Below are 26,280 nucleotides of genomic sequence, written 5' to 3' on the forward strand. Positions count from 1 at the left end.
AGTCTAGCTTTCGCCGAGGGTTAAGCAATAATTATGTGAGGCATCGTCCTGAATACGTTCAGGAATTCACCGCCCATTCGCGGCTTCTTAACGCATTGTCAGTCTGGAACTCATTTTCCAGACGGAAATTACGTGTTCGTGTCTGGAGCTCAATCACCTGATTGCGCAGCACATCTGACGACCCATTGAGTTCCTCAACCATCGACACGTTGCTCTGCGTTACGCGTTCAAGCTCTGACAATGCCTGCGTAATTTGTGAAATACCTTTTTCCTGTTCTGATGTTGAGGCGGATATTTCATCCATCAGTCTGCTCACATTGCCCGAACCGGTAACAATGTCATGCATGTTTTTTTCGGCTTCAGAGACCACGTTAACGCCCTGCGTCACGTTATGGCTGGTAACTTCAATCAGTGACTTAATATTTTTTGCCGCTTCGGCGCTACGATGCGCCAGGCTTCTCACCTCACCCGCGACCACAGAAAACCCTTTACCATGGTCGCCCGCTCTTGCCGCTTCAACGGCGGCGTTAAGCGCCAGAATATTGGTCTGAAAAGCGATACCGTCAATCAGCGAGATAATCTCTGTCATTTGCTGGGCGCAGTCGGTAATCGACTGCATATTGTTCGCAACCTGCCCCATTAATTCTCCGCCTTTACGCGCCTGTAACGTCGCGATATTCGCCTGCTCGCTGGCTAAACGGGTATTGTCGGCATTATTTTTTGTACTTGCAGCCATCTCTTCCATGCTGGCTGCCGTTTGCACCAGCGAAGCTGACTGCTGTTCTGTTTTGACGGAAAGCTGCGCGCTGCGTGAAGAGAGTTGATCAGACAGGGTCATCGCGGTTTGCGAGGAGGCGCGGATCTCACGGACCAGCGTTGCAATGTTGTTGGAGAGACTGTTAATCCCCGGGATCAGTCGTCCCGCACAGTTGTTGCCAAATTCAGGTATCAACACGCCAAGTTTGCCTGACGTTACTTCTTCAATACTTTTTTTCACCGTATTGATCGGCGTCACAAGATATTTGGTCATGTACGCCCAAAGCAAAAATAAAGCGATGAATTGTACAATTATGACTGCAATAAAAAGCGAAGAATTCCGTGAAAATAGCGCTATAACTCCATCACTTACCAAAAATACACATAAAAGGAAATAGACAATGAACGTTCTGACACTAATATTTCTTAGCATACGTTTTCCTGGGACATTATATTTTGGTTGGCATTAAGGGTTATAGCATTGCCATACGAATTTGTCCTCACGTTCGTCGCTGGTTTGTTGTTTTGCAGTTTGATTTGCGCAGTTTTACTTAAGGCGGACAAAAAGCATGTTTTACGCTAAATATCTGGCTTGTCGTTGGGTTGCTGATACCCCTTGAAAAATGGTAATTATATATTTAAGGAGGGGTACTGTAGGGCGTCGTTGTTTAGTGGTGCTTAATAAGTTAACGTAGTTAATATATATAAACTACGTTAATGCGCGCTCCTTCCGTTAGGGTGAGTTACGTTCAGGCCAGACAGTCGATAGCCTGGAAAAAACAGTCCTCAGTCATGAGAATATTCTCTTTTGCACTCTGATGCCCGCGACGAATATACCAGCCTGTTTCAGGCACCATGCTTAAATGGAATATCCTCGCCCCCGACAGACTATCGGGGGCATTAATACTCATCGTCACACACCCCTTCTCAGGCCCCCTGATCACCTGTTCTGGCATAATGGTGACGCTGCGATCTCCGTTTTGCAAAATGATCGTCGTAATGGCATAACGACATATACCGCTACTGAGGCTGTAGCCAACCGTACTTAAATCGGTGATATGTTTTTTAGATAAAAATATTTCAATACCAGAACCTTCAAACCATGTAATGATTTGCTGCGCAAGATCCTCCATCCGCTCACAAAACGCCCTGACTTCGGCCTCAGCCGTATTAACATAGATTGGTTTGTCCCCGATATTCTGTTGCACTTTCTTAAAAAAACGCTCTCTTGCTGACATGTCAACTCCGTGTTTTTCGCCAGTCTCATTATTCTTTTTGGTGCTTCAGCAGGGCATAGCTGGCAATCAACTGCTGAAGATGCTGTTCGGTCTGGTTTAGCTGCGCTGCTGACAGGGGTTGCCCGGCAGGTAAAATGGAAAGCAGACGAAGCCGCTCCTCAAGCGGAACGGTATGGCGAATAAATGACTACGCGTTTTTCGATAAACGGGAGGAAGAATCTCTCTGAAGATATTCATCATGACAATGAGTGATGGGCTGATATGAAGGGAATATTCGGAAATAACCAGGCTGTAAAACAATCAACCCTGAGAGCGGGCGCTTATGCGGTTAATGGATGTTAACCATAATCACGTAGCGCCCTGAGCTCTTTTTAGTGCTTTTCAATATACATTGTACGGCTGTACGCAACATCCTCTGGGTTATTTATCGGATAACCTTTAACCCATGGCTTGATGAGACGGCCATTGGTGTACTGATAAATAGGGGCAATCGGTGCTTTCTCGGTGAGGATCTTCTCGGCCATGTTGTAGTCGGCATTACGCGCTTTTTCAGTGGTTTCGAGCGTCGCCTGATGAATAATCTTATCGTAAGCAGGATCGTTGAATCGTGAGATATTCCCGCTGTGGGAGGAGGTCAGCAGCGACAGGAATGTCGACGGCTCGTTGTAGTCCCCTACCCACGATGCACGGATGACGTCAAAATTCCCGGTATTGCGGCTGTCGATGTAGGTTTTCCACTCCTGATTCTGCAACTTAACGTCAACACCCAGATTTTTCTTCCACATGGATGCAACGGCAATCGCGATTTTCTGGTGGTTTTCAGACGTGTTATACAGCAGCGTTAATTTTAGCGGACGCTGAGGGCCATAGCCTGCCGCCTGCAACAACGTTTTCGCCTGCGCATTCAGCTCTTGCTGCGACATCTGCTCAAATGGCGAGGTTTCCGGCGTAAAGCCCGCAGTGACATCGGGAGTAAAATGCCAGGCCGGTTTCTCACCGGTCCCCAGGACTTTCTCCGCCATAATACGTCTGTCGATAGTCATGCTGAGCGCGAGACGTACGCGGGCATCCGCGGTTGGGCCTTTTTGCGTGTTAAACGCGTAGTAATAGGTCCCAAGCTGTGGCGGTGTATATACCTGACCCGGAATATCTTTAAGCAGCTTCTGGTACATGTTTTTCGGAAACGATTCTGTAATATCGATATCGCCCGCCAGATAGCGTTTGGTCGCTGAGGACTCCTGATTGATTGGCACAAAGGTGACTTTTTTAAGCACCGTCCTGGCGTTATCCCAGTAATGAGAATTCGGCTCAACCACCAGTTTTTCATTCACCACGCGATCTTTCAGCACATACGCACCGTTGCCAATGAGCGCGCCAGGGCGCGTCCATTCCTTACCGCTTTCCACATTGGCCTTTTGAACAGGATAAAACGCGAAATTAGCCGTCAGATTGCTGAACCAGGGCAGCGGTTTGTCCAGCTGCACGCGCAACGTTTTAGCATCCACCGCCGTCACGCCGAGGGTATCCGGAGCAGCTTTGCCGTCGATAATGGCCTGGGCATTGTTAATGCCCGCCAGCGCCGCAAACCAGGCGAAAGGTGACGTTGTTTTAGGATCAACCAGACGACGCCAGCTATAGACAAAATCTTGTGCCGTCACCGGGGTTCCGTCAGACCACTTAGCGTTATCCCGCAACGTGAACGTCCAGACGCGGTTGTCATTGCTCTGCCAGCGCGTCGCCACGCCGGGAACTAACTCCCCTTTTTCGTTCTGATTTACCAGCCCTTCATAGAGGTCGCGGATCACCTGTATCTCGGGCAACCCCACCGCTTTTGCCGGATCGAGCGAAGCGGGCTCATCTTTAATATGTCGAACCAGCTCCTGCTTTTGCGCCAGAACCGTTCCTTCGGGAACCTCCGCGGCATATGAAAGTGAAGAAAGCCCGCACAGCCACAGCGCAGTACAAAGAAGCGAAACAGGATGCTTCATACGATCCCCTTAATGATGTCAGGTAACAGGCAGATGCGTAATTATTTGTTTCGAAACGGAGAAATGCAAATGCTTCCTCCGGAAAGTTGATGTCAGGCAATTTTCCACACACACGGAAACTATTTGATTAAGCGCGGCTTTTGCACAACACTGCCAGAAGTGACTTTATCATCAGGGTTTACTATGGCAACTACCCGACCAAGAACGGAACGCGGCGCCTTCCCGCCCGGGACTGAACATTATGGACGCTCGTTTTTAGGCGCGCCGCTGATCTGGTTTCCGGCACCCGAGGCCGATCGCAATAGCGGCTTAATCATTGCGGGCACGCATGGCGATGAAAACTCGTCTGTCGTGACGCTCTCGTGCGCGCTACGTACGCTGCCCCCCGATTTACGACGTCATCATGTGATTTTGACCGTCAACCCGGACGGTTGTCAGCTTGGATTACGGGCGAATGCACGCGGCGTTGACCTGAACAGGAACTTCCCGGCGGCAAACTGGCGCGCCGGTGAAACGGTGTATCGCTGGAACAGTTCGGCGCAGGAGCGAGATGTGGTCCTGCTCACAGGAGACAAACCCGGTTCCGAACCGGAGACTCAGGCGCTGTGCCAGCTTATTCATAAGATCCACCCGGCCTGGGTTGTCTCTTTCCACGATCCCCTCGCCTGTATTGAAGATCCTCGTCATACGGCGCTCGGACAGTGGCTGGCGGATGCGTTTGCTCTACCTCTGGTGAGCAGCGTTGGCTATGAAACACCCGGGTCGTTTGGCAGCTGGTGCGCGGACCTCAGCCTTCACTGTATCACCGCTGAGTTTCCGCCCATCTCCTCGGATGAAGCGAGCGAAAAATACCTGCGGGCGATGACAGATCTCCTGCGCTGGCAGCCTCAAAGATGAAGTACACCGGAGGTAAAATTCAGGGCGGGTGATACGTCAACCGCCAGCCAGGTTGGGCCGTCAAGATCGGCAAAACGCACGCTGTTCACCAGCGGGAGCGCAGCGCCGATCGCTCTTGACGTGCACAACATGCAGCCCAGCATCAGAGCAAAGCCTTGCGCCTGGGCATCTTGTGCCAGTGCCAGGGCCTCGGTTAATCCACCTGTTTTATCCAGCTTAATGTTCACCATCTCGTAGCGTCCCTTGAGAGCTGACAGGCTCTCACGGGTATGACAGCTTTCATCTGCACAGACGGGAAGCGGATGAATAAAATTCGCCAGCGCGGCATCGTCTTCTGCCGGTAGGGGTTGCTCCAGCATGGCGACGCCCAGATCGGCAAGCAGCTGACAACGGGCTGCCAGCCCTTCGCTATGCCATGATTCATTCGCATCGACGATAAGAGTGGCATCAGGCACCGCCGCACGAATGGCGACCATGCGTTCGCTAATCAGACGATCGTCGAGCTTCACCTTTAATAAGGTTGCACCGGTGGCATACAACGCCTGAGCGCTGGCGGCCATTTGCTCTGGTTCACCGATGACCACCGTTTGCGCGGTGACGATCGATTGCGGCAGCGTAACGTCCAGCAGCGCAGGCAGCGGTTTTTGTTGTTTCGCCGCTTCCAGACTCCAGAGTGCGCAGTCAACCGCGTTGCGTGCCGCGCCGGCCGGCAACCGAAGCTGAAGAGCCTCACGCGTCAGGCCCGCCTGCAACTCGGGCACCACCGTCATAATTTGCGCCATGACTGACGCCAGGCTTTCTCCGTAGCGAGGATAAGGGGTACATTCCCCGACGCCTTTTACGCCGTCCTCTTCACATTCAACCACGACCACGCAGGCCTCATTACGGCTGCCGCGCGAGATCACAAACGGGGTGTGCAATGGCCAGGCTTCTTCATAGACCTTAACGCTTCTCATCACTGACTCCTTGCAGGCCGGAAAGGCAGAAAATTGGTTTGCCGTGCTAACTGCGGATGACATACACTAGCCACGACGTTAACTATTTGTAAACAGGAAGATATCTATGTCACAACTCGTTCATTTCCAGGGCAACCCGGTTGCTGTTGCAGGTTCCATCCCACAGTCTGGCAGCAAAGCACAGCCTTTTACTCTGGTGGCTAAAGATCTGTCTGACGTCACGCTGAGCCAGTTTGCTGGCAAACGTAAAGTCCTGAACATTTTCCCAAGCATCGATACTGGCGTTTGTGCTGCATCAGTGCGTAAATTCAACCAGCTGGCGACCGAAATGGACAACACCGTAGTGCTGTGCATTTCTGCTGACCTGCCGTTTGCCCAGTCCCGCTTCTGCGGCGCTGAAGGCCTGAGCAACGTCATCACCCTTTCCACTCTGCGCAGCCCGGATTTCCTGGAAAAATACGGTGTTGCCATTTCCGAAGGCGCGCTGAAAGGTCTGGCTGCTCGTGCGGTACTGGTGATCGACGAAAACGACAACGTTGTTTTCAGTGAGCTGGTTAACGAAATCACTACCGAACCGGATTACACCGCTGCACTTGAGGCGCTTAAAGCCTAAACGTAAAAAAGCCTCTGCAAAGAGGCTTTTTTATTTATTCGTCACCCTTCTTCTGATTTAACCCATACTCGCGCAGCTTATTCGCAATTGCGGTATGTGACACCCCAAGACGTTTAGCCAGCTTGCGCGTGCTCGGATAGCTGCGATAAAGCTGCGTTAACACCGAACGCTCGAAACGGCTGGTGATGTCATCCAGCGAGCCTTCCATTGCCTCTTCGCCTACCGAGACCGTCCCGGCATCGTAATCCGGCAACAGAATATCCTGAGGGCGCAGTTCATACCCTTCAAGCTGAGTTAATGCGCGATAGACCGCATTTTTAAGCTGACGAATATTGCCCGGCCAGCCGTAACGCGTCAGCACGGTGCCCAGGTCGGCAGAGAGCTTCGGACGCGGCACGCCCTGCTCGTCGGCAAAACGGGCCACGAACAGTTCCGTCAACGGCATAATGTCCTGCGGGCAATCGCGCAGCGGCGGAATATTGAGCGTCAGAACGTTGAGACGATAGTAGAGATCTTCGCGGAATACCTCTTTCTGCACCAGCTCCACCAGGTTTTTCTGGGTGGCGCAGATGACGCGCACATCCACGTGTACTTCATGATCTTCCCCCACGCGGCGAAACGTGCCGTCATTGAGAAAACGAAGCAGTTTCGCCTGCATGCGTGGCGACATTTCGCCAATCTCGTCCAGCAGCACCGAGCCGCCGTTCGCCTGTTCAAAGAAGCCTTTTTTACCTTCCGGCGCATGCCCGAACAGCTCACTTTCCACCGCATCTTCAGGAATAGACGCGCAGTTCAGCGCCAGATACGGTTTTGCCGCACGCGGGCTGGCCATGTGCACAGCATGCGCCAGCAGATCTTTCCCCGTACCGGTATCCCCGGTAATCAGCAGCGGCGCCGTAAGATTTGCCAGCTTGCGCGCCTGGTCGATTACATGACGCATCTTCGGGCTCACCGCAATAATCTGGCTGAATGCGCCGACGTCCTGGCTGGAAAGATTCTGTAACTGGCGTCCCATGCGCACCGTGGAGCGCAGCATGATCACCGCGCCGGTGAGCACCCGCGCGGCATTTTCCCCTTTCAGGTAGACCGGCGTGATCTCCATCAGGAAATTCTGTCCGTTGATAACGACATGCTCGCTATGGGTATTTTGCGGGTTGCTGTCCAGCCAGCGCTGGAAATTAAAACCGGTAATCAGTTGCGTGGCGTGGTGCCCGATAAGTTTTTCCTGAGTCTGCGCAAACAGCTGGCAGCTGGCCTGGTTAACGCGCTCGACTTTATTTTTCAGATCGAGAGAGAGAAACGGCTCCGGCATTGCTTCCAGCAGCGCGCTCAGCGCAAGATGTTCCCGCTCGGACGGCATCCAGGGGATGGTGCGTACATCCGTAACGCCAGCGATACGGCGGATTTCCGCCATCAGGCTACTGAAGGTATTAAATTCAATTTCGGCAAAATTGAGGTAAATTCGCCCGACAGGGTCGATCTCTATGCCACGTAAATCAATGCTACGTAAAACAAGAAGATCGAGTAACTCGCGGGTCAGACCGAGACGGTCCTCACAAAAGACTTCCAGACGCATGGGAAATTCACCGTTTAAGCCAATAACAATAAAATGATATGTCAGATAACGGTATTCGGGAAGGTGGCTGTCAACAAATATTGACAGCCCGCACGATTAGTAAACAAAACCTCACTGAGCAGGTTTTTTATTGAGCGTCTCTTTAAGCTGGCCAATCAATTCGCGACGGAAATCCCCCAGCCGCGGCTTATCGCCATCGATCCAGGGGAGTGGACGACAAACTTCCATCGCTTTGATGCCCAGGCGTGCCGTCAGCAGACCGGCACCAATCCCGTGCGCCGCCCGGGCAGAGAGACGCGCCGCAAGATCCTGCGACATCCAGTCCATCCCGACCTCCCGTACCAGTTCGCTTGCCCCGGCGAAGGCGATATTCAGCAATACCAGTTTGAACAGGCGCAGCCGGCTGTAATAGCCAAGCTCGATGCCATACAGTCTGGCGATGCGGTTGATCAGGCGCAGGTTGCGCCAGGCGATAAAGGCCATGTCCACCATCGCCAGCGGACTGACGGCGATCATCAGGGTAGATTCCGCCGCCGAGCGGCTGATCTCACGACGGGCCTGCGCATCCAGCACCGGCTGAACAATGTGGGCATAGAGCGTGACCACTTCCTGGTCATTCTGGGTTTCGTGGATCGCCGCATACCAGCGCTGAAGCGCCGGGTGAGAGTGATCAATCCCGGCCTGAGCCGCAAGCTTTTCACAAAAAGCACGCCCTTTTCCTGTGCCGTGACTGTGCAGCAGATCCCGCGCTTCATCGCGTTCGTGGGCACGCTGACGCAAACGCCAGAGGCGACGCCACTCGGTGACGACTGAGCCAACGCCCGCACCAACAATCAACGCCCCGGCGGCGCATCCCCCCAGCGCCACCCAGTCCTGCGTTTGCCAGGCATTGACGCCCCACTGCACGCCCTGACCGATTACGCTCACACCAAAAAGGGCTAACCCGGCGGTCACCATCTTGCGCCACAGGCTGCGTTTCGGGCGCAGTGCCGCATCAACAACCGCTTCCGCCTGCCCCTCTTCAACCATCGGTTCGTCTGCCAGCACGGGAGCAAAGTTGTCGGCCTGCGGCCCGCTGAAGGTTTGCGCCGTTTTAAACGCCTCATGCGGGGACTGCTCAAGCTGGCCGGTAAAATCAATGCGTGGTTTTAACGGTTCCGTCATCGCAATTTATCTCCAATTAAAAACTCCAGCGCGGCATCCAGACGGATATGCGGCAATGGCTGGTCAACGTTCATACTCTGCGGACGGAAGGCTTCGAACTGAAAACCCTGGCTTTGCCAGAAAGCCTGGCCCGGCAGACGCGCCGGAACTTCCCCCGGATAGACCGTGAGCGGCGCACCGTCGCTGAGACGGTTGCCCCGCAGGGCCGGAATTTTCTCGCCATTCAGGTCAATCAACCCACTCTGCGTAGCCTGTACGGACGCCAGCCCCAGACAATCCATACTGATCCCTTCGAAGGCCGCATTCTGCCAGGCATCCTGCACCAGCTGTTGCAGCAGGGATACCATGTTGGCGTGCTGATCGACCGTCACATGGTCAGCTTTTGTGGCGGCAAACAGCAGCTTGTCGATGACCGGCGAGAACAAACGGCGAAACAGCGTACGCTGGCCATAATGAAAGCTTTGCATCAGCTGCGTCAGCGCCAGCCGCATATCATTGAACGCCTGCGGCCCGCTGTTGAGCGGTTGCAGGCAGTCCACCAGCACGATCTGGCGGTCAAAGCGTAAAAAGTGATTTTTATAAAAGCCCTTAACCACCTTCTCACAGTAATAATTGTATCGCTCGCGGAGCATACCGGCGTTGGTGGTCTTGTCCGCCTGCGCCAGTTTCGATTCACCGATGCTGTCAACGTCCGGCCACGGGAAAAACTGTAGCGCGGGAGCACCGGCTAAATCACCCGGCAGAACAAAGCGGCCCGGCTGAATAAAATGCAACCCCTCCTGCTTGCACTGATGCAGGTAATCCGTCCAGGCTTCGGCTATGACGGCCAGACGGTTTTCATCCGCCGGTGCCAGCGGATCCAGTCCTTCGCAAAGCTGGCGCCATTTGGTCGACCACTCTGCCCGCTGCCCCTGCAACAGACCGGTCATCTGTCGGGACCAGCTCAGGTAATCCTGCGCCAGCATCGGTAAATCGAGCAGCCATTCTCCCGGGTAATCCACAATTTCGAGATAGAGCGTGGACGTTTCTTTGAAGTGACGCATCAGGGATTCATTCGAGCGGAAACGAAGCGCAAGCCGGATTTCGCTCACGCCACGCGTCGGGGTGGGCCAGGCGGGAGGCTCCCCGTATAACTGCGCCAGACCTTCATCATAGGTGAAACGGGGTATGCCAAAATCACGTTGCGGTACGCGTTTCACCCCAAGCAACCGCTCCTCGCGCACTGCGCTAAGCAGTGGCAGGCGCGCCCCTGCATGCAGGTTCAACAGCTGATTGACCATCGCCGTAATGAATGCTGTCTTACCGCTGCGGCTCAGCCCCGTCACGGCAAGACGCAGATGGCGATCAACGCCACGGTTCACCAGAGAATTGAATTCGTTTTTAAGTCGCTTCATCGCCGTCCTTCATTGCCTGGAACCCTGAAAAAAGTCACTTCAGAATACAGTAAATTGGGGCAGATCGTTGATTATCAATTCTTAATTATTGCTATTGCCGTTTTCTCTCCAGTAAGATGGGCGCAATTGCTGTCCGTCTGGAGTGAGTAAGGTGTATGTCACCCACCATCTATGATATTGCCCGCGTTGCTGGCGTTTCGAAATCAACCGTGTCGCGCGTTCTGAATAAACAAACGAATATTTCTCCTGAAGCGCGCGAAAAGGTGTTGAAGGCGATAGAAGAATTAAATTATCAACCGAATAAACTTGCCCGCGCACTCACCTCTTCTGGCTTCGACGCCATTATGGTTATTTCGACCCGTTCAACCAAAACCACCGCAGGCAATCCGTTTTTCTCTGATGTACTACATGCCATTACGGCAAAAGCAGAAGAAGAGGGTTTTGATGTTATTTTACAAACGTCCAAAAGCAGCGAAGATGATCTGCAAAAATGCGTGGGTAAAATAAAGCAGAAGATGATCAAGGGGATCATCATGCTAAGCTCGCCGGCGAACGAGTCTTTTTTCGCGACGCTGGACGAATATGGCGTGCCCGTGGTCGTTATTGGTAAAGTGGAAGGTAATTACCAGAATATCTATTCTGTCGACACGGATAATTTCCGCGACAGCGCCATATTAACCGACTCATTTATCAAACATGGTCGCACTAAAATTGCCTGCCTGCATGCCCCGCTCGATTATCACGTTTCTATCGATCGCCTGGCGGGCTATAAATCGAGTCTTGAGAAGCAGGGTATTGCAGTTAACCCGGACTGGGTTATTGATGGCGGATATACCCATGAAAGCGCGCTTCAGGCGGCCTGTCAGCTACTCTCTTCAGACAACCCGCCCGATGCGGTTTTTGCGACAGACAGTATGAAATTGCTGAGTCTTTATCGTGCCGCGGATGCGCTAAACCTGACGATCCCCGAACAGGTCGCAATGGCAGGATACAGCGACCCAATGCTATCTCTCATTTTAACCCCTGCGCCTGGCGGCTTTGATATCCCCACCAGAAAGCTGGGCGAAGAGAGCTGCGATGTGTTGTTCAGGTGCATAGCGGGTAAACCTGCCCCGCATAAGATATTGGTTGAAACGCATTTTTCAGATGCGGCTTCATTACGCTAAAAACCAGGGGCAAACGCCCCTGGTGAAGTGTTATCAAAACGCGTAATTCACGCCGATACCGGCATAGTGGAAGCGGTCACTTTCCCCTTCGTCATGGTTTTCCCATTCGTAGGCATATTCCAGCGTCATGGATAAACCATTGTTAAAATCATAGGCGTACAGCATACCCAAACGGTTGAAATCATGTCCTTCACGCTCAGGATCGTCTTGCCAGTCCCAGTTTGACCAGCGATCGAGTCCCAGACGGGTATAAGGCGTTAGCGTCGTCTGACCCAATGAAATCGGCAGATAGGCGCGAATTTCCTGAGTGGAGAATTCACCGTTATTTCGTGAGCCGTCCATATTAAAACCGCGCTCTAAATAGTAATTAACTTTTGCCGAGACCGTTTCGTTAATTGTCCAGGTAAAACCGGTTTCGGTCTCGACGCGGCTGTCAGAATAGCCGGTTTTTTCCAGATCGTTGGCAAACTGATACATGGCAAACCAGCCGCCAAAACGCCAGTCGTCGGTTAGTTTAATATCCCAGTCAGGCTGAACTTTATAGCGCTGCATATTAGCACTACCGTCTTTAGCACCATGCTCATCCTTAAAGTGATAGCCATAATTACGGAAGCCACCGGTCAGGCCGAACGTAAAATCATCGGTGCCGATAAAACGATAGCGTAATTCTACTTCAGGACGATCGAAATAGGTGCCGCGCGTCATGCTACTGTAATCGACCGGCCCTTCCTGATACATAGCCAGCGAAATGGTCCAGGCATCCCATGTGGCATTAAACCACACGGAGGGTTCATATAATCCATCTTTATCGTCGGCCTGACCTTCGACGTTTTCAATTTCATACATGGCGCCAATATTAAATTCCCACTGTTTGGCTGATTCTGTTGCTTGCGCGCAGCTCACCCCTGCGCACAGGACGAGCGCAGCACTTCTTAGTAGAGTACTCATTAAAATATTCCTTTATAATTAACACACAAAAAACCGGAAACTTTCATTTCCGGCGAACACCTTTCTTATCTAATAGCTGTTTCAGTATCAGCATCGAAGAAATGGCACTTATTCATATCGAACTGGATGCCGATATTATCTCCGGCAACGTAATCATCCGCCGCTCCCGCACGGACAACCAGTTCATGCCCACCCACGGTGGCATAAAGCATAAATTCAGCCCCGGTCAGCTCAGCAACGCTGATCTTCGCCGTGATGTTTTCACCGCTTCGCTGTGCGGTGAGAATGTCTTCCGGACGGATCCCAAAGACAACCGCTTTACGCTGGTAACCTTGCGCATTCAGTACGGCCAGCTTGTCCTCCGGGATCTCCAGGCGCAGCGTTTCCGTCACAAAGTAGCGGTCGTCGATCGCGCCACGAATGAAGTTCATCGCAGGCGAACCAATAAACCCTGCAACGAACATATTCGCCGGCTCGTTGTAGACCTGCTTCGGCGCGCCCACCTGCTGAATGATGCCGTCCTTTAAAATCACGATGCGGGTCGCCATCGTCATGGCTTCCGTCTGATCGTGCGTCACGTAAATCATGGTGGTATTAAGCTTCTGGTGCAGCTTGCTGATTTCAGCGCGCATCTGCACACGAAGTTTGGCATCGAGATTGGATAAAGGCTCATCCATCAGGAAGACCCCCGCTTCGCGCACTATCGCCCTGCCTAACGCCACGCGCTGGCGCTGACCGCCGGACAACGCACCAGGTTTACGCTGGAGATAGTCGCGCAAGCCCAGGATCTGTGCCGCCCAGGTAACGCGTTCTTCAATGACGGAGGGCGCAATTTTTTGCATTTTCAGGCCAAACGCCATGTTGTCGTAGACCGTCATATGCGGATAGAGCGCATAGTTCTGGAAGACCATCGCAATATCACGGGACTTGGCGGGAACATCATTCATGCAAACCCCGTCAATAATCAGTTCACCCGCGCTGATCTCCTCGAGGCCGGCAATCATTCGCAGCGTCGTGGATTTCCCACAGCCCGATGGACCGACGAAGACAATAAATTCTTTGTCTTCAATTTCGAGGTTGAAATCCTTCACCACGTGGACCTGGTTATCATAGATTTTCTGAATGTGTTTCAGAGACAGTTGAGCCATTATTAATTCCTTATCAATACGCCCGGGATGCCCAGAACGCCGTCAGGCGTTCCCAGGTCAGTTCCTGCGTTGAATGAAGTTGTAATCCCGCATGGTTCAGGCCAGGCCCAATCCCGACCGACAGCATTCCTGCGGCGTTAATCGCATCTACTCCTGCGGCGGCATCTTCGATACCAATGGCCTCTTCAGGACGCACGTTCAGTCCTTTACAGGCCGCAAGGAAGATTTCCGGGTCCGGCTTTGAGCGGCAAATGCGCGAAGCATCGGCGCAAAAATCGAAAGCCTGATGAATACCCAACGCGTGCAAAATCCCAGGAGCATTAAGCGATACGGATGCCAGGCCAATTTTGACCTTCGCGGCGCGAATATCCGCCAGCACGTCGCGAATACCCGGCAGCAGCGAATCCTGCGTCAGTGATGCCAGCGACTGGACGTAAAGCGCGTTTTTTTTCGTCGCCAGCGCCAGGCGCTGCTCGTCACTGAACATCCCCTCTTTCCCGCCATGTTTCAGAATGCGCTGGAGGGAGTCCATACGGCTTATTCCCTTCAGCTGTTCGTTAAATACTTCATCGAAGGTGATACCAATCTCCTCCGCCACGGCGCGCCAGGCCAGAAAGTGAAGATGCGCGGTATCGGTGATCACCCCGTCCAGATCGAATACAACAGCGTTAAGTGTCATGGCGCCCCTCCGTGGTAGCGGTCCCATTAACAGATGCAAGAAAGTCCTTACGCTCACAGACCTTTCGCCCTGATACGTGCAGCGTTTTACCCCACAGCGTCAACGTGACAGGTGCGGCGGTTTCAATGGTTAACTGGTCATCTTCACAGGTAATGTGCATCGTTGCGTCCCGCCACCGCAGCGGAAAGGCGAGTTTCTGCCAGTGAGCAGGCAGCTTCGGCGCAAGATGCAGCTCCCCTTCGCTAATGTGCAGGCCAGCAAATCCCTGAATGGCGCCCAACCAGATCGCACCGGTGGCGGCGGCATGAATACCATCATCGCTGCTGTGCGGGTCGTCCCCCAGGTCGATGGCAATCCCATCACGCCAGAAGGCATACGCCCCGTCGGTGTCACCGCAGCGTGCGAGCACAATGCCGTGAATGGCTTTACTCAGGGATGAATCATGGATCGTGCGTGGCTCGTAGAACGCCAGATTGGCGGCACATTGCTGCGGCGTAAACCGTTCCGGCAGCAGGTAGTTAAGCATCACCACGTCGGCCTGCTTCAGGATCTGCATCTCGTTCACTTCCGCGCGAGAGTAATCAAGCAGAATGGTTTGCTTACCCGCTTTGGCTTTATAGCGGCTCAGATCGATGGCAGGTTTTGCCATGAAGGTATCATCCTGCGGGATCACACCCTCTGCGTCGGCCTCTGGCAGCCACAGGCGCGCCAGAAACGTCCCGGCATTCTCCGTAAAACGCGCATCTTCACGCCCAAACATCGCCATAAACTGACGCGCGCAGGCAACGTTGTGCCAGGCCAGATAGTTGGTGTAGGCGTTGTTGTTGACATGCTCGGTGTATTCATCCGGTCCGATTACGTCATGGATCTCAAGACGACCATTAATTTCCGCCGCGCGTCCCATCCAGAACGAAGCGGTTTCCATCAGCAGCGTCAGGCCCTCATTGCGCATAAAGGCATCGTCGTGTGTTGCCTGCCAGTAAGCGACAACGGCCCAGGCAATATCAGCCACGATGTGGTGTTCAGCGAGTGCGGAGGCGACCTTCTGGCGAACCCCGGTGCGGATGTTAATGGCCGCAAATTCTGGCGTCTCTTCCTGTCCGCTGGCGGCGCTTTCCCACGGGAACAACGCGCCCGGCCAACCGTTACGGCGTGCTTTTTCACGCGCGCCCGAAAGATTGAGCCAGCGATAGCGCAGCAGACTGCGGGCAATCTGTGGACGGGTAAACAGATGGAACGGCAGCAGGAAAATTTCGGTATCCCAGAAGACGTGTCCCTTATACCCCTCACCCGTCAGCCCTTTCGCCGCAATACTGCTTCGCTCATCATGAGCAGGCGTCATTGTCGTCAGATGCCAGACGGCGTAATCCAGCGCCAGCTGATCCTGCTGTTCTGCACACGTCACTTCCACCCGAGCGTCACGCCATACCGCTTTCCAGGCGTACGCTGAGCTTTCAAGCAACGCATCGTAGCCTCTTGCGGCGCAGACTTTGAGATCGGCCAGCGCGTTGCGGGCGAAAGACTCCTGAGAGAGCGATTTATCGCAGCGATGCGTCAGCCAGACGATTTTTTCAAGCGTGACAGTGTCACCTTGCGAGATAGTCAGAGAATGATGAACGCTGAGGCGACGATTTTTGGCGGTGAAACAACTGTCGCTCTTAGCGGAGAGCTGACAAAACGCCGAAACAACAACTTCAGACGCCCGGTCCTGCGTTTCATACACACCCTGCATGTAGTGCTGGTCAAAGACCCTGACCGAGATTTCATCCAGGTGCTGCCTGCCGCTGTTCGTTTGTGTCGCATCTATGCCGGTTTTCAGCACGGCCTGAGCGGCGCCGTCAAGCGGTGTGATCGAGAGCTGCATTACCACTAAGGGCAACTGGTCCAGCGAAACAAAACGACGGCTCTCGAGGCGATAGCGTTTTCCGTCCGGCGAACGCCAGACAACGTTACGATGCAGTTCGCCGTTAGCAAAGGCCAGCTCGCGTTGCCACTCAAGAATTTCTCCTGAAAGGAGCGTGAAATTGACGCCGTCCAGCTCAACTTCAATCCCGGTGACATCCGGCAGATTGATCAGCTCAGTGGTTTCGTTGCGTCCCGCGCGATGATACAGCCCCGCGAGATACATGCCTCTGGTCTGCTGGGTGTAATCTTCTTCATGCGTGGCGCGCATGCCCATGTAGCCATTGCCGCAGGCCATAATGGACGCGTACTTATTCAGACTATGCGGGCAAAAGCCCGGATCGGTTAATACAGACTGGTTCAGCATAACGTCACGCTTTCCCCTGTTTCCGCGGCTTCATATAACGCCGCGACTAATTGCTGGATCACCAGCCCCTGCTCCGCATCGGCAATCATGACCGGCTCGCCCAATACGTGGCGAACAAACGCGTCCATACTGCGCAGATGTCTCCGATCGTCAGCTTCTTCACGCTGGATCAGCGTCTGCAAAACACCGGCTTCGTCGTTATAAATGTGTGCCGGGAACAGCGTTGCACCCGCCTTCTCACCGCAGAAAGAAACGTTCATGATCGACAGCTCGCGGATATTAAGCGCAAAAGAGGTGTCCAGACGCAGAATGCCACCGTTGCAGAACTCAATCGTGCCAAACAGGGCATCTTCCACGGTAAACTGCGCAGGATCCCATTCGCCAAACTGGCCGGTGTGTTTCCGGTTCCCCAGTCTCTGGAAGCTGTGCGCGGTTACCCGTTTCACGGTCGGGAAGCCGAGCACATACATCGCGGCATCCAGCATGTGAATGCCGATATCGATCAGCGGCCCGCCGCCCTGGAGCGATTTATTGGTGAACACGCCCCACCCCGGCACACCGCAGCGACGCAGGGCCTGCGCGGAGGTGAAGTAAATTTCACCGAGCGTTCCGTTCATTACCGCCTCGCGCAGGAGCAGGGTATCCAGGGCAAAGCGATGGTGAAAATCGTACGCGAGGACTTTTCCGGCCTTGCGCGCCGCGAGACGCATCTCATCTGCCTGGTGCGGCGTCATCGCCGGCGGCTTTTCACACATCACATGACAGCCTGCTTCGAGAGCCGCCATCACATGTTCAAAATGGAACCGGTTAGGCGAACAGACGCTCACCACATCCGGTTTTACTTCCTGCAACATCTCGTGAGCGTCCTGCCATGCCGATGGAATAGCATAACGTTCCGCGAACGCCTGTGCCTGCTCAAGGCGGCTGTCCATGACAGCCACCATTTGAACATCACTGCGCGTGGCGTAATACGAGGCATGCACTTTGTCTGCAACCTGCCCGGCGCCAATAATGGCGACGCGCAGAGGCAAAGGTGTAGAAGCACTCATCACGCTCGTCATCCTTAGCATTCACGCAAGTAAGTGAGAGAGTCCTTATAGGCCTGAGCCGGATCGTCGGCACGCACCCGGCACTCGTACACGACGTAACCCTGATAGTTATCAGCACGCAGCTGATCGAACAGGCTAGCGAAATCGAGGCTGCCGCTGCCCGGCTGATAGCGGTGGTTATCAGCAATGTGCACATGACCCAGCAGGTCGCGGTTCTGATGCAGCGCTTCCGTCAGGGAGTCTTCTTCAATATTCATGTGGTAGAAATCACCGATGATCTGCACGTGCTTCAGGCCGTTCTCTACGATATAACGACGCGCGTCGGCCAGAGTGTTGATCATATGATCCTGATAGCGGTTCAGCGGCTCCAGGTAGACGGTAGTACCGGTGCGCGCTGCAACCTCATCCAGCCAGCGCAGGGAAGCGCTGACCGCTTTGCGATCGCCGTCCAGGCTACGAGGCGAAGTCATTGGCGGCAGACGGAAGGTAAACATCCCCCAGGCAGCCGGAACGATAATCCCCTTGCCGCCCACTTCTGCCAGCGCTTCCAGAATGCGTTCAATCTGCTGGAGACCGTTCAGGCGGCGTTCTTCGATAAAATCCCCGATCCAGCCATCGTATCCGCCACAGGCCGTCGTGACCGGCAGGCCGGTGGCTTTGATAGCCGCTTTTACTTCGTCGAGGTTTTCCACCAGCAGCCGGCCATCAATTTCGTAGCCATCAAATCCCATCGCTTTGATGTATTCGAATTTTTCCATGATAGCTGTCGGGAAAAAGGCCTGGTTTTGTGTTGCGATTTTCATGATTTGCTGTCCTTAGCTTAAAAAGTGACGCCCATTTTGATACTGAGTTCCGGGTGCTGATCGACATACTTCATATAGCTTTCCGGGCTGGTGGTGAAGGTGACGACCGGGTCGATCAGATCTTCACAATTGAGATAACCGTTCATCAGCAATTCCCAGCAGGTCTCTTCAATACGCTTGCGGCTCCAGCGCGGATAATCCGGGTTGGGTTCACTGCATGCGCGGGAGAAGACAATTTTGGCGTTGTTGAAGTGTGCCTCGCGACCGAGGTTGAAGCCCGCCGCAAACGGCTTGGCGAAGGCCACGTAGGAGATGGTGCCGCCGTAGGCGAGACCGCGCAGCGCAGATTGCAGCGCATCTGCGAATCCGCTGGTTTCGATGATCACATCCGCGCCCTGCTTGCCGGTCAGTTTCTTAATTTCCAGACCGACATCGGTACCGATTGGGTTCAGGCAGTGGTCTGCACCGTGACGGCGGGCGATCTCACAGCGGTGCTCGATAGGATCGACACCAATAACCACTGACGCGCCGGCTTTTTTCGCCAGCTGAATTGCAATCTGGCCAATCGCGCCCAGCCCCTTAACTACGACGAAATCCCCTACGCGGACGTTAGCATCACGCACGCCGCTCATGGCGAATTGCGCCGGATCGTAACAAACGGCATTTTTCCAGGATGCACCCTGCGGCATTTTGCGCAGCTTATAGTTGTTCACCGCGTTAACAATGACCGTTTCCTGCAACGGGCCGTAGCAGCAGACGCTGTCGCCGATCTGGTATTCGGTCACGTCCGCACCACATTCGATGATGTCGCCGACGATCATGTTCCCCAGCTGGAATTTACCAAATTCGATGCCGCGCGCTGCTCCTTCTTCACGCGGGGTAAACATCTGCCACTCCGCGTTGAACTCTTCATCGATGAACGGGCTTGCCGCGCGGAAATCCACGACTTCAGTGCCGTGTTTCGGGGCGCCATAACAGGCACGAATCTTCACCTCATGTGCTGCAACAGGACGATCTTCGTATTCCACCAGCGCCGCTACACGAGGCGCTGTCGCAACTAATTTTTTCATGACTGACTCCTTGTTAAAATCGGCCGCCTCAGCCCTTCACGCCGCCGGCGGTCAAACCACTTTTAATGAAACGTTCAGACAGGGCATACATAATGACGACCGGAAGTGCCGTTACCAGCGATGCCGCCATCATGCGACCCCAGATGTAATCTGGCGTACTGAAGAGCGTGTTCAGCCCGACCGGCAACGTGAAGTTGCTGGCGCTGGACAGGAAAATGGAGGCGAACAGATAGTCATTCCACGCCACCATGAAGCAGTAGACAAAGACCGACACCAGACCCGAGATCGCCAGCGGCACGGTGATGCGGAAGATGATTTGCAGGCGGTTCAGGCCGTCCATCATCGCGGCTTCTTCGATTTCGTCCGGGATGGTGTCGAAATAGCTGCGCAGCATAAAGACCGCGGTAGGCAACGTCTGCGTCACCATGGTGATGATCAGCGCCAGTTCGGTGTCATAAATGCCGAGCGCGGTGATGATTTTGAACAGCGGCACCACCAGCAGGATCCCGGAGAACATATAGACGGTGTAGAAGCTCGCATTGATCGTAGTGCGCCCTTTAAAGCGCAGTTTGGATAACGCATACGCGCCCAGCGTGCCGAGAAACACCGCAATGACCGAGGAGGTCAGCGACACCACCATGCTGTTACGAAAGTAATCCACAAACGGGAAAATCAGCGGGTTAAAGATGTCGATGTAGTGCTGTAGCGTCCACTCCTGCGGCAGAATGGTCGGGTGCAGCGAGATCGCCTCTTTCGCGCTTTTGAACGACGTCATCAACATCACAAAAAATGGAAACAGCGTGATAATCAGAAATAGCGCCAGTCCCAGATAAAAACCGATACGGCCCAGAACGCGTTTATTTGTTGCCATTGAGGTTTACCCTTTTTCTGGTCAGCAGAATGACAGCGAAGATGATCACAAACAGCACAACGGAAATGGCGGCTGCTTTACCCAGGTCATTGAACGCAAAGGCGGTTTTGTAGAGATATACGCCCAGAATGTCGACCTTGGTGGTGAGCAGATACACATCCTCAAACATGTAGAACATCCAGATGGTTCGCAGCGTGACCACCGTGGCCAGCACCGGCATGATGGCGGGCAACGTCACGATACGAAAACGCTGCCAGGCATTTGCTCCGTCCATCTCTGCCGCTTCGTACAATGATTTATCAATGGTCTGCAAAATCGCGAGGAACGAGATAAAGGCGTACGGAAAGTAACGCCAGATGGCGAACAGCACAACCAGCACAAAACTGCTGCCAGGATTATCGAACCACAGCGGCGCCTGATCGTAGAGATGCAGCAGATCAACGCCCAGATAGTTCACAATCCCGTAGCCGTTGTTGAACATGTATTTCCAGGCAAATACCAGTGAAATAGACGGCGTCACGTAGGACAAAATCACCAGTGAACGTGCCGTTTTCCGCATGCGGAATTCACGGTTAAAGAAGATCGCTACGGCCAGTCCCAGCCCGGTGCTGCCGAGCACGACCAGCGCCGTATACCAGAACGTCATCCACAGGGAGTGCCAGAACGCAGCATCGCCCAGAATGCGAATGTAGTTATCCAGGCCGACGAACACCGCATCAATACGCGGGTTCAGCGGTAAACGTAAAAAACTGATTTCAATGTTGGAAATCATTGGCCAGGCCACCAGGCCCCCCAGCAAAATCAGGCTGGGGGCCAACAGCAGCATGGCGAAAGGCATATCTGAACGACCAGAAAACAACGTCTTCATAATTCCCTTCGCAAAGCGCTCCTATCGTTGTGATATCAGGTCAGTCAGTTTCTTCTGGCTGTTGCTTAACGTCGCATTGAGATCTTTTCGTCCCACCGTCACGTTATGCACCATGGAACTGATAATGCCGGACCCGGTAACATCTCCCATGCGGGTAAAGTTTTTGTCGCCTACGGCGCCAAATACCTGGACGTTCGGGAACTGCGCAATCAGCTCGTAAGGCAGCTGACCAAAGGCTTTGATCACGTCGTTGTTTTTCCAGCTCTCAGTGCCCACCACGAGTTTGTTCACCGGCAGCGCCGCACCAGGGGACATCATCACCCAGTCAGACGCGTTTTGAGCCTGCTCCATCCAGGTCACAAATTTTTCTGCCGCCTGCGTTTCCTCTTCGGTCTGGCCGGTCGTGATCGTCAACGAGGTGATCATGCCGTACACGGCTGATGATTTTTCCGTCGGGACCACGAACCCCAGGTTGGCCGGATTGCCATCTTTGTAGACCGCGGGCAGGATATAGGTGGAGTAAACGGCCATAGGCGCAGAGCCGTTCATGAAGGCGTCTTTGATCTCCATGACATCATTGGAGCCCGGCATGGTGTTCGCGGCCAGTGCCCGATAAAACGCCAGCGCTTTCGACATTTCAGGGGTATCGATTTTCACGTTGCCGTTTGCATCAAAGACGTTGGCTCCGCCTGACAACGCAAACTGCGAGAAGGCCTGCTCCGTCATGACGCTTTCTGCGGTTGGAAGCGCGATACCGTAATGTTTTTTCGCCGGATCGTTGAGCGCCTGACTGGCTTTCAGCAGTTGCTCCCAGTTGTGCGGTTCTTCGATTCCCGCTGCCGCGAGCGCATCTTTGTGATACCAGACGCCGGACAGCCACGCGCTAACCGGCACCCCCGTCCATGCCTTGCCGTCTTCAGTGCGAACAACGCGTAAAATGCCGTCGTAAAAGGTATCTTCACCGACGGCTTTAATCGCGTTGCCGATCGCGTCACGGTCCAGCAGTTGCTCTTTATCCATGACTTTGGCGTAGTCATGGCTGACTTCAATCACTTCCGGTAGCGCGCCAGTTCGGGCCAACGTAATGACCTTGGTGTTATAGGCATCTTCCTCAACGGGTACCTGTTTCACCGTAATAGTCGGGTTCTCTTTCTCGAATTTTTCGATCAGTTTCGTAATAACCGCCTGACGCTCCTGTTCTACCGACGAGTGCATAAACTCAATGGTGACCTGAGATGCTTTATCGTCCTTACAGCCTGATAACAGGGCGCACGAAACCAGTGCTGATAACAGCACAATTTTGGGCATTTTCATTTTAGGGTCCTTTTTAGTTTTCTTTAATCCACATTACCTGCCATGGATTGAGGGTCAGTTCCGTACCGCTAATATCTTGTCCTGAGAGTAATTCCGTACCAAAGAGCGTTTGTCCATAAACGGTCTGCATTTTATTGCTAAAATTAAATAATGCTGTCATTCGCTCGCCATTTTCAGCAACACGAACAATTTTAAGAATATGTTCACCGATTGCGTCAAAAATAGCCTGACTATCCGGATGGAACGCACGCTCGCCGCGACGAATAGCAATAAGCTCACTCAAACGAGAATAAATCTGATAACGTATACTCTTATTATTATTAAGCTCCCGATCAACCTGACCTGCGGTGTATTTCTTCCTGTTTATCGCGCGATTATATCCGAGACGTTCGACACCTTCATAATCGTTACGCGAACCAAGAATGCTTTGAATATATACAGCCGGTACGCCAGGAAAACTTAACAACACAGCATGCGCCAGGATGAACCGCGCAATGCGCTCATCATCTGAGCTGTCTCGCAAACTCAACGCATCAAGATAGGTGACATTAATTTCATAGGGGCTTCGCGTTCCGTCAGGATTATTTTTCCAGTTGACCAGCGCGCCTTCCTGCTGAAGCTTTTCGACCAGCGAAAGGATCTCTGATTCCGGAAGGATGCCGCGTAACGGGTTCAATCCGATACCATCATGTGAAGCCAGGAAATTAAACCAGGTGGTGTAAGTTGAAGGCAGCGCCAGCGAGCCCGCCCACCGGCACAGGGCTTTAACATCCTGACGATGAACGGCGTGCAGCACCAGCGGTGGTAAGGAAAACTGATAGACCATCTGGGCTTCATTTTCACCATCACCGAAGTAAGAGATATTGTCTTTGTGGGGAACATTTGTCTCAGTGATGATCACCGTTCCAGGCGCCACGGCGTCCGTAATGGCGCGGAACAGCTGGATAAGGCAATGGGTTTGTTCCAGATGGATACAGGTGGTTCCCGGGATCTTCCACATAAACCCGACCGCATCCAGACGGATATAACGCGCCCCCTCCATGAGGTAATGGAGCAGAACGTAAACCATGGCAATCAGCACCTGCGGCGAGGCGAAATTGAGATCGATCTGGTCATCGCTGAATGTGGTCCACAGATGACGAACGCTGCCATCATTAAGCGTGAACGGCGTCAGCAGCGGTAATGCGCGGGGACGCGTCACCGCCGATAAATCGGTTTCGGGATCGACAGAAATAAAGAAATCTTCGTAGCCCGGCTTCTGCGCCAGATAATTAGCAAACCATTCGCTTTTCGCTGACATATGGTTGCAAACGAAGTCAAACATTAAGCTGGCAGACTGTTTTAATTCCGCGACATCTCGCCAGGTTCCGGTTTCAGGTGCAACTTCGTGATAATCAATAACGGAAAATCCATCATCCGACGACCACGGATAAAACGGTAACAGATGGACATGAGAAAACGTGCGAGAAAGCCATTCATTATAGAAACGGGTAAATACCGGCAACGCTTTCTCCCCTTTCGCGGAAAACTGATCGGCATAGGTAATCAGCACAACGTCTTTTTCATCCCAGCCTGACTTACGCTTTTCCGTAATATTAACCGCCGCCTTTTCAAGCTTAGTTAATAACACGTTAAGGTGTGCATCTGAAAATGATTCACCGTAAATATGATTGATAAGTTTTTTAATTTTTGCGTTCACATTATTTTCCATGGTAGCGGTCCCACGGATTGGCAATCTACTCCCATGTAAAATATCTGTCAACGGACCCGGGGGCAGAAAGCGGCAATCTCAGCGCAGCGCAACGCATTATTGTGAGCTGCCGCAAAGAAAGCAGAAAAGCAGAAGAAACGCAGAAGGGAAAGTCATGCCCCTTCTCTGGGCGAGAAAGGGCTTATGCGGGAGGAACTAGCGTGACAGGTAGCGCCGGGAAACGCGTTTTGCCAGCTTCTGTAACAGCGGCTCCAGAGCGACCGCCAGCATCATTCTGACCGGCTTGCGGGCAACAGACTTGATCGCCCAACCCGCCACACCGGCCGGGCCATAACGTAACGCCGTCATCAGAACCAGTTTACCTGCGATTTTCAGGCCGGGTTTTACCTTCTGACCGGCCTGTTGCCAGTTTTGTTTCATGTAAGTTCTCTCTTAAAGCTGACGAAAACGACTTCTCAGCGTAAAGGTATCGGAGGTGACATAACGTTCCATCTCGCGCAATCGCTTCTCCCCTGCGCTCAGCTGTTCATCCACCGCGTTCAGGAGATCGCTGCTGGTTTGCGTGTTCTCCGCATCCAGCTCACCTTCCGGTATAGGATCGAGTACAAACGACAGAATGATGTATGCCACAAGCGTAATAAAGGCCAGGCCGAAGAAAATCGACAATACGGTGACCACACGCACCAGTTTTACCGGAACATCCAGATAGTGCGCCAGCCCGGCGCAAACGCCCCGAACCATGCCCTGCTGTGGGATCCGCCACAGTTTTTTATTCAGATTCAGTCCAGCCATTACCGTTCCCTCCAGTTCGGGTGTTCCGCGTCCAGGATCGCTTCCAGCGCCTGAATACGTTCGCGCATTTTATTTGCCTCGGCAGAGAGCTGCGCCAGCCGCTGTTGTTCACTCTGCGACAGCTCACCGCGTGAAGAGCGGTTGCTGTAGTGCAGCCATAACCAGATGGGCAGAACAAACAGCACGAAAATGGTCAGGGGTATAGCCAGAAAAAGCGCGCTCATGTGTACTCCTTGTCTTACGATGCGGCACGCTCAGGTGCCGCAGGAATTATTATTGGTTGTCTTGTTTCATTTTGGCTTTCAGCGCAGCCAGTTGCTCGCTAATTTCATCATCGGCCTTCAGGTCAGCAAACTGCTGATCGAGGGTTTTCTGTTTACCGATGCTGTGGCTCTCGGCTTCAGCTTCCATGTGGTCGATACGACGTTCAAACGATTCGAAACGGGCCATCGCTTCATCCAGCTTGCCGCTGTCCAGCTGGCGACGCACGTCGCGAGACGAGCTTGCAGCCTGGTGGCGCAGCGCCAGCGCCTGTTGACGTGCACGGGTTTCGCTGAGTTTGTTTTCAAGCTCACCAATCTCTTTCTTCATACGCGCCAGAGTATCATCCACCAGCGTCACTTCGTGTTCCAGCGTGGCAACCATGTCGGTCAGCTTCTGCTTCTCAATCAGCGCAGCGCGAGCCAGATCTTCTTTATCTTTACGCAGCGCCAGTTCCGCTTTTTCCTGCCATTCGTTAAGCTGGGCAGTTGCCTGCTCGATACGACGCGTTAACTGCTTTTTCTCTGCCAGCGCGCGGGCGGAGGTGGAGCGTACTTCAACCAGCGTGTCTTCCATCTCCTGAATCATCAGGCGCACCAGCTTCTGCGGATCTTCCGCTTTCTCCAGCAGCGAGTTGATGTTGGCGTTCACGATGTCGGCAAAACGAGAAAAAATACCCATAATTCAATCCTCATAGTTCTGTTATCGGGCGATGCCCTGCTGAGTAGTTAATACAAATCCCATGCCAA

The 26,280-nt window shown here is 53.3% G+C and carries 26 protein-coding genes; 3 read left to right on the forward strand and 23 right to left on the reverse strand.

Translation table 11 applies throughout. The features are described from left to right. Positions 1–58: 58 nt before the first annotated feature. The 4 genes from LOC22_RS00095 to LOC22_RS00110 all read right to left on the reverse strand — a co-directional run bounded on the left by LOC22_RS00095 (position 59) and on the right by LOC22_RS00110 (position 3,982). Positions 59–1,189: a methyl-accepting chemotaxis protein gene (locus LOC22_RS00095; protein ID WP_126498568.1), complete on the reverse strand. Its 1,131-nt coding sequence runs from the start codon at positions 1,187–1,189 to the stop codon at positions 59–61. A 316-nt stretch (positions 1,190–1,505) separates the two neighbouring features. Continuing rightward, positions 1,506–1,994: a hypothetical protein gene (locus LOC22_RS00100; protein WP_196348148.1), complete on the reverse strand. Its 489-nt coding sequence runs from the start codon at positions 1,992–1,994 to the stop codon at positions 1,506–1,508. Positions 1,995–2,022: 28 nt separating this feature from the next. Further along, positions 2,023–2,175, reverse strand: coding sequence for a VasL domain-containing protein (locus LOC22_RS22270; RefSeq protein WP_276326250.1), 153 nt, complete (start codon positions 2,173–2,175; stop codon positions 2,023–2,025). Between the two features lie 190 nt (positions 2,176–2,365). Then, a complete protein-coding gene (locus LOC22_RS00110; protein WP_023303815.1) occupies positions 2,366–3,982 on the reverse strand; it encodes a peptide ABC transporter substrate-binding protein in 1,617 nt (538 codons plus the stop codon). A gap of 183 nt (positions 3,983–4,165) precedes the next feature. On the opposite strand from LOC22_RS00110, the gene mpaA reads away from it, so the two are divergent. Then, entirely contained in the window at positions 4,166–4,879 is a 714-nt protein-coding gene (gene mpaA, locus LOC22_RS00115; RefSeq protein ID WP_230239241.1) for a murein tripeptide amidase MpaA, read from the forward strand. Here mpaA and ycjG read toward each other — a convergent pair. After that, on the reverse strand, positions 4,870–5,835 hold the full coding sequence (gene ycjG / locus LOC22_RS00120) for an L-Ala-D/L-Glu epimerase (protein WP_141414610.1): 966 nt from the start codon (positions 5,833–5,835) through the stop codon (positions 4,870–4,872). The two genes, mpaA and ycjG, sit on opposite strands and share 10 nt — an antisense overlap. 106 nt (positions 5,836–5,941) lie before the next feature. On the opposite strand from ycjG, the gene tpx reads away from it, so the two are divergent. Continuing rightward, on the forward strand, positions 5,942–6,448 hold the full coding sequence (tpx, locus tag LOC22_RS00125; protein WP_003856889.1) for a thiol peroxidase: 507 nt from the start codon (positions 5,942–5,944) through the stop codon (positions 6,446–6,448). A gap of 34 nt (positions 6,449–6,482) precedes the next feature. On the opposite strand, the gene tyrR is transcribed toward tpx, so the two are convergent. The 3 genes from tyrR to LOC22_RS00140 form a co-directional block, all read right to left on the reverse strand. Then, the gene (gene tyrR / locus LOC22_RS00130; protein WP_230239242.1) at positions 6,483–8,024 is read right to left on the reverse strand and encodes a transcriptional regulator TyrR; all 1,542 of its coding nucleotides are present in this window, start codon (positions 8,022–8,024) and stop codon (positions 6,483–6,485) included. A gap of 111 nt (positions 8,025–8,135) precedes the next feature. Further along, a complete protein-coding gene (locus tag LOC22_RS00135) occupies positions 8,136–9,188 on the reverse strand; it encodes a YcjF family protein (protein WP_230239243.1) in 1,053 nt (350 codons plus the stop codon). Continuing rightward, positions 9,185–10,582, reverse strand: a complete 1,398-nt coding sequence (locus LOC22_RS00140) for a YcjX family protein (protein WP_023296695.1) — start codon at positions 10,580–10,582, stop codon at positions 9,185–9,187. The genes LOC22_RS00135 and LOC22_RS00140 overlap by 4 nt, the downstream gene beginning before the upstream one ends. Before the next feature lie 155 nt (positions 10,583–10,737). Between LOC22_RS00140 and LOC22_RS00145 the strand changes: the two genes are divergently transcribed. Further along, entirely contained in the window at positions 10,738–11,748 is a 1,011-nt protein-coding gene (locus tag LOC22_RS00145) for a LacI family DNA-binding transcriptional regulator (RefSeq protein ID WP_017693340.1), read from the forward strand. A 33-nt stretch (positions 11,749–11,781) separates the two neighbouring features. On the opposite strand, the gene LOC22_RS00150 is transcribed toward LOC22_RS00145, so the two are convergent. The 15 genes from LOC22_RS00150 to pspA all read right to left on the reverse strand — a co-directional run bounded on the left by LOC22_RS00150 (position 11,782) and on the right by pspA (position 26,212). Then, on the reverse strand, positions 11,782–12,696 hold the full coding sequence (locus LOC22_RS00150) for an OmpG family monomeric porin (protein ID WP_023303821.1): 915 nt from the start codon (positions 12,694–12,696) through the stop codon (positions 11,782–11,784). A 65-nt stretch (positions 12,697–12,761) separates the two neighbouring features. Then, positions 12,762–13,844: an ABC transporter ATP-binding protein gene (locus LOC22_RS00155; RefSeq protein WP_032619600.1), complete on the reverse strand. Its 1,083-nt coding sequence runs from the start codon at positions 13,842–13,844 to the stop codon at positions 12,762–12,764. Between the two features lie 13 nt (positions 13,845–13,857). After that, positions 13,858–14,523, reverse strand: a complete 666-nt coding sequence (gene pgmB / locus LOC22_RS00160) for a beta-phosphoglucomutase (protein WP_022648295.1) — start codon at positions 14,521–14,523, stop codon at positions 13,858–13,860. Then, on the reverse strand, positions 14,513–16,792 hold the full coding sequence (locus tag LOC22_RS00165; RefSeq protein WP_230239244.1) for a glycoside hydrolase family 65 protein: 2,280 nt from the start codon (positions 16,790–16,792) through the stop codon (positions 14,513–14,515). Before LOC22_RS00165 ends, pgmB begins: the two co-directional genes overlap by 11 nt. Continuing rightward, positions 16,786–17,844 carry a Gfo/Idh/MocA family protein gene (locus LOC22_RS00170; RefSeq protein ID WP_087876610.1) on the reverse strand — a complete coding sequence of 353 codons (1,059 nt, stop codon included), beginning with the start codon at positions 17,842–17,844 and terminating at the stop codon, positions 16,786–16,788. Before LOC22_RS00170 ends, LOC22_RS00165 begins: the two co-directional genes overlap by 7 nt. 11 nt (positions 17,845–17,855) lie before the next feature. Further along, on the reverse strand, positions 17,856–18,644 hold the full coding sequence (locus tag LOC22_RS00175; protein WP_047731554.1) for a sugar phosphate isomerase/epimerase family protein: 789 nt from the start codon (positions 18,642–18,644) through the stop codon (positions 17,856–17,858). Between the two features lie 17 nt (positions 18,645–18,661). Then, on the reverse strand, positions 18,662–19,714 hold the full coding sequence (locus LOC22_RS00180) for a zinc-dependent alcohol dehydrogenase (RefSeq protein WP_230239245.1): 1,053 nt from the start codon (positions 19,712–19,714) through the stop codon (positions 18,662–18,664). A 28-nt stretch (positions 19,715–19,742) separates the two neighbouring features. Then, a complete protein-coding gene (locus tag LOC22_RS00185) occupies positions 19,743–20,585 on the reverse strand; it encodes a carbohydrate ABC transporter permease (protein WP_015570402.1) in 843 nt (280 codons plus the stop codon). Beyond that, positions 20,572–21,453, reverse strand: a complete 882-nt coding sequence (locus LOC22_RS00190; RefSeq protein WP_230239246.1) for a carbohydrate ABC transporter permease — start codon at positions 21,451–21,453, stop codon at positions 20,572–20,574. Before LOC22_RS00190 ends, LOC22_RS00185 begins: the two co-directional genes overlap by 14 nt. Before the next feature lie 21 nt (positions 21,454–21,474). Then, a complete protein-coding gene (locus LOC22_RS00195) occupies positions 21,475–22,767 on the reverse strand; it encodes an ABC transporter substrate-binding protein (protein WP_047747181.1) in 1,293 nt (430 codons plus the stop codon). A 13-nt stretch (positions 22,768–22,780) separates the two neighbouring features. After that, entirely contained in the window at positions 22,781–24,478 is a 1,698-nt protein-coding gene (locus LOC22_RS00200) for a sugar phosphorylase (protein ID WP_047747180.1), read from the reverse strand. Between the two features lie 195 nt (positions 24,479–24,673). Further along, positions 24,674–24,898 carry a phage shock protein PspD gene (gene pspD / locus LOC22_RS00205; RefSeq protein WP_003856857.1) on the reverse strand — a complete coding sequence of 75 codons (225 nt, stop codon included), beginning with the start codon at positions 24,896–24,898 and terminating at the stop codon, positions 24,674–24,676. Between the two features lie 12 nt (positions 24,899–24,910). Next, complete coding sequence (pspC, locus tag LOC22_RS00210; RefSeq protein WP_230239247.1) at positions 24,911–25,270, reverse strand: envelope stress response membrane protein PspC; 360 nt, start codon at positions 25,268–25,270, stop codon at positions 24,911–24,913. After that, a complete protein-coding gene (pspB, locus tag LOC22_RS00215; protein WP_003856853.1) occupies positions 25,270–25,494 on the reverse strand; it encodes an envelope stress response membrane protein PspB in 225 nt (74 codons plus the stop codon). The genes pspC and pspB overlap by 1 nt, the downstream gene beginning before the upstream one ends. A 49-nt stretch (positions 25,495–25,543) precedes the next feature. Continuing rightward, positions 25,544–26,212 (reverse strand): phage shock protein PspA, encoded by a 669-nt coding sequence (pspA, locus tag LOC22_RS00220; RefSeq protein WP_015570399.1) that lies wholly within the window; start codon positions 26,210–26,212, stop codon positions 25,544–25,546. Positions 26,213–26,280: the final 68 nt, after the last annotated feature.

Source organism: Enterobacter sp. AN-K1, assembly GCF_020971765.1.
Taxonomy (GTDB): domain Bacteria; phylum Pseudomonadota; class Gammaproteobacteria; order Enterobacterales; family Enterobacteriaceae; genus Enterobacter; species Enterobacter hormaechei_C.

What these genes read in the sequence shown, in the direction of transcription:
- LOC22_RS00095 (WP_126498568.1), bottom strand. Translation starts at nt 1,189, where the DNA reads ATGCTAAGAAATATTAGTGTCAGAACGTTCATTGTCTATTTCCTTTTA.
- LOC22_RS00100 (WP_196348148.1), bottom strand. Translation starts at nt 1,994, where the DNA reads ATGTCAGCAAGAGAGCGTTTTTTTAAGAAAGTGCAACAGAATATCGGG.
- LOC22_RS00110 (WP_023303815.1), bottom strand. Translation starts at nt 3,982, where the DNA reads ATGAAGCATCCTGTTTCGCTTCTTTGTACTGCGCTGTGGCTGTGCGGG.
- mpaA (WP_230239241.1), top strand. Translation starts at nt 4,166, where the DNA reads ATGGCAACTACCCGACCAAGAACGGAACGCGGCGCCTTCCCGCCCGGG.
- ycjG (WP_141414610.1), bottom strand. Translation starts at nt 5,835, where the DNA reads ATGAGAAGCGTTAAGGTCTATGAAGAAGCCTGGCCATTGCACACCCCG.
- tpx (WP_003856889.1), top strand. Translation starts at nt 5,942, where the DNA reads ATGTCACAACTCGTTCATTTCCAGGGCAACCCGGTTGCTGTTGCAGGT.
- tyrR (WP_230239242.1), bottom strand. Translation starts at nt 8,024, where the DNA reads ATGCGTCTGGAAGTCTTTTGTGAGGACCGTCTCGGTCTGACCCGCGAG.
- LOC22_RS00135 (WP_230239243.1), bottom strand. Translation starts at nt 9,188, where the DNA reads ATGACGGAACCGTTAAAACCACGCATTGATTTTACCGGCCAGCTTGAG.
- LOC22_RS00140 (WP_023296695.1), bottom strand. Translation starts at nt 10,582, where the DNA reads ATGAAGCGACTTAAAAACGAATTCAATTCTCTGGTGAACCGTGGCGTT.
- LOC22_RS00145 (WP_017693340.1), top strand. Translation starts at nt 10,738, where the DNA reads ATGTCACCCACCATCTATGATATTGCCCGCGTTGCTGGCGTTTCGAAA.
- LOC22_RS00150 (WP_023303821.1), bottom strand. Translation starts at nt 12,696, where the DNA reads ATGAGTACTCTACTAAGAAGTGCTGCGCTCGTCCTGTGCGCAGGGGTG.
- LOC22_RS00155 (WP_032619600.1), bottom strand. Translation starts at nt 13,844, where the DNA reads ATGGCTCAACTGTCTCTGAAACACATTCAGAAAATCTATGATAACCAG.
- pgmB (WP_022648295.1), bottom strand. Translation starts at nt 14,523, where the DNA reads ATGACACTTAACGCTGTTGTATTCGATCTGGACGGGGTGATCACCGAT.
- LOC22_RS00165 (WP_230239244.1), bottom strand. Translation starts at nt 16,792, where the DNA reads ATGCTGAACCAGTCTGTATTAACCGATCCGGGCTTTTGCCCGCATAGT.
- LOC22_RS00175 (WP_047731554.1), bottom strand. Translation starts at nt 18,644, where the DNA reads ATGAAAATCGCAACACAAAACCAGGCCTTTTTCCCGACAGCTATCATG.
- LOC22_RS00180 (WP_230239245.1), bottom strand. Translation starts at nt 19,714, where the DNA reads ATGAAAAAATTAGTTGCGACAGCGCCTCGTGTAGCGGCGCTGGTGGAA.
- LOC22_RS00185 (WP_015570402.1), bottom strand. Translation starts at nt 20,585, where the DNA reads ATGGCAACAAATAAACGCGTTCTGGGCCGTATCGGTTTTTATCTGGGA.
- LOC22_RS00190 (WP_230239246.1), bottom strand. Translation starts at nt 21,453, where the DNA reads ATGAAGACGTTGTTTTCTGGTCGTTCAGATATGCCTTTCGCCATGCTG.
- LOC22_RS00195 (WP_047747181.1), bottom strand. Translation starts at nt 22,767, where the DNA reads ATGAAAATGCCCAAAATTGTGCTGTTATCAGCACTGGTTTCGTGCGCC.
- LOC22_RS00200 (WP_047747180.1), bottom strand. Translation starts at nt 24,478, where the DNA reads ATGGAAAATAATGTGAACGCAAAAATTAAAAAACTTATCAATCATATT.
- pspD (WP_003856857.1), bottom strand. Translation starts at nt 24,898, where the DNA reads ATGAAACAAAACTGGCAACAGGCCGGTCAGAAGGTAAAACCCGGCCTG.
- pspC (WP_230239247.1), bottom strand. Translation starts at nt 25,270, where the DNA reads ATGGCTGGACTGAATCTGAATAAAAAACTGTGGCGGATCCCACAGCAG.
- pspB (WP_003856853.1), bottom strand. Translation starts at nt 25,494, where the DNA reads ATGAGCGCGCTTTTTCTGGCTATACCCCTGACCATTTTCGTGCTGTTT.
- pspA (WP_015570399.1), bottom strand. Translation starts at nt 26,212, where the DNA reads ATGGGTATTTTTTCTCGTTTTGCCGACATCGTGAACGCCAACATCAAC.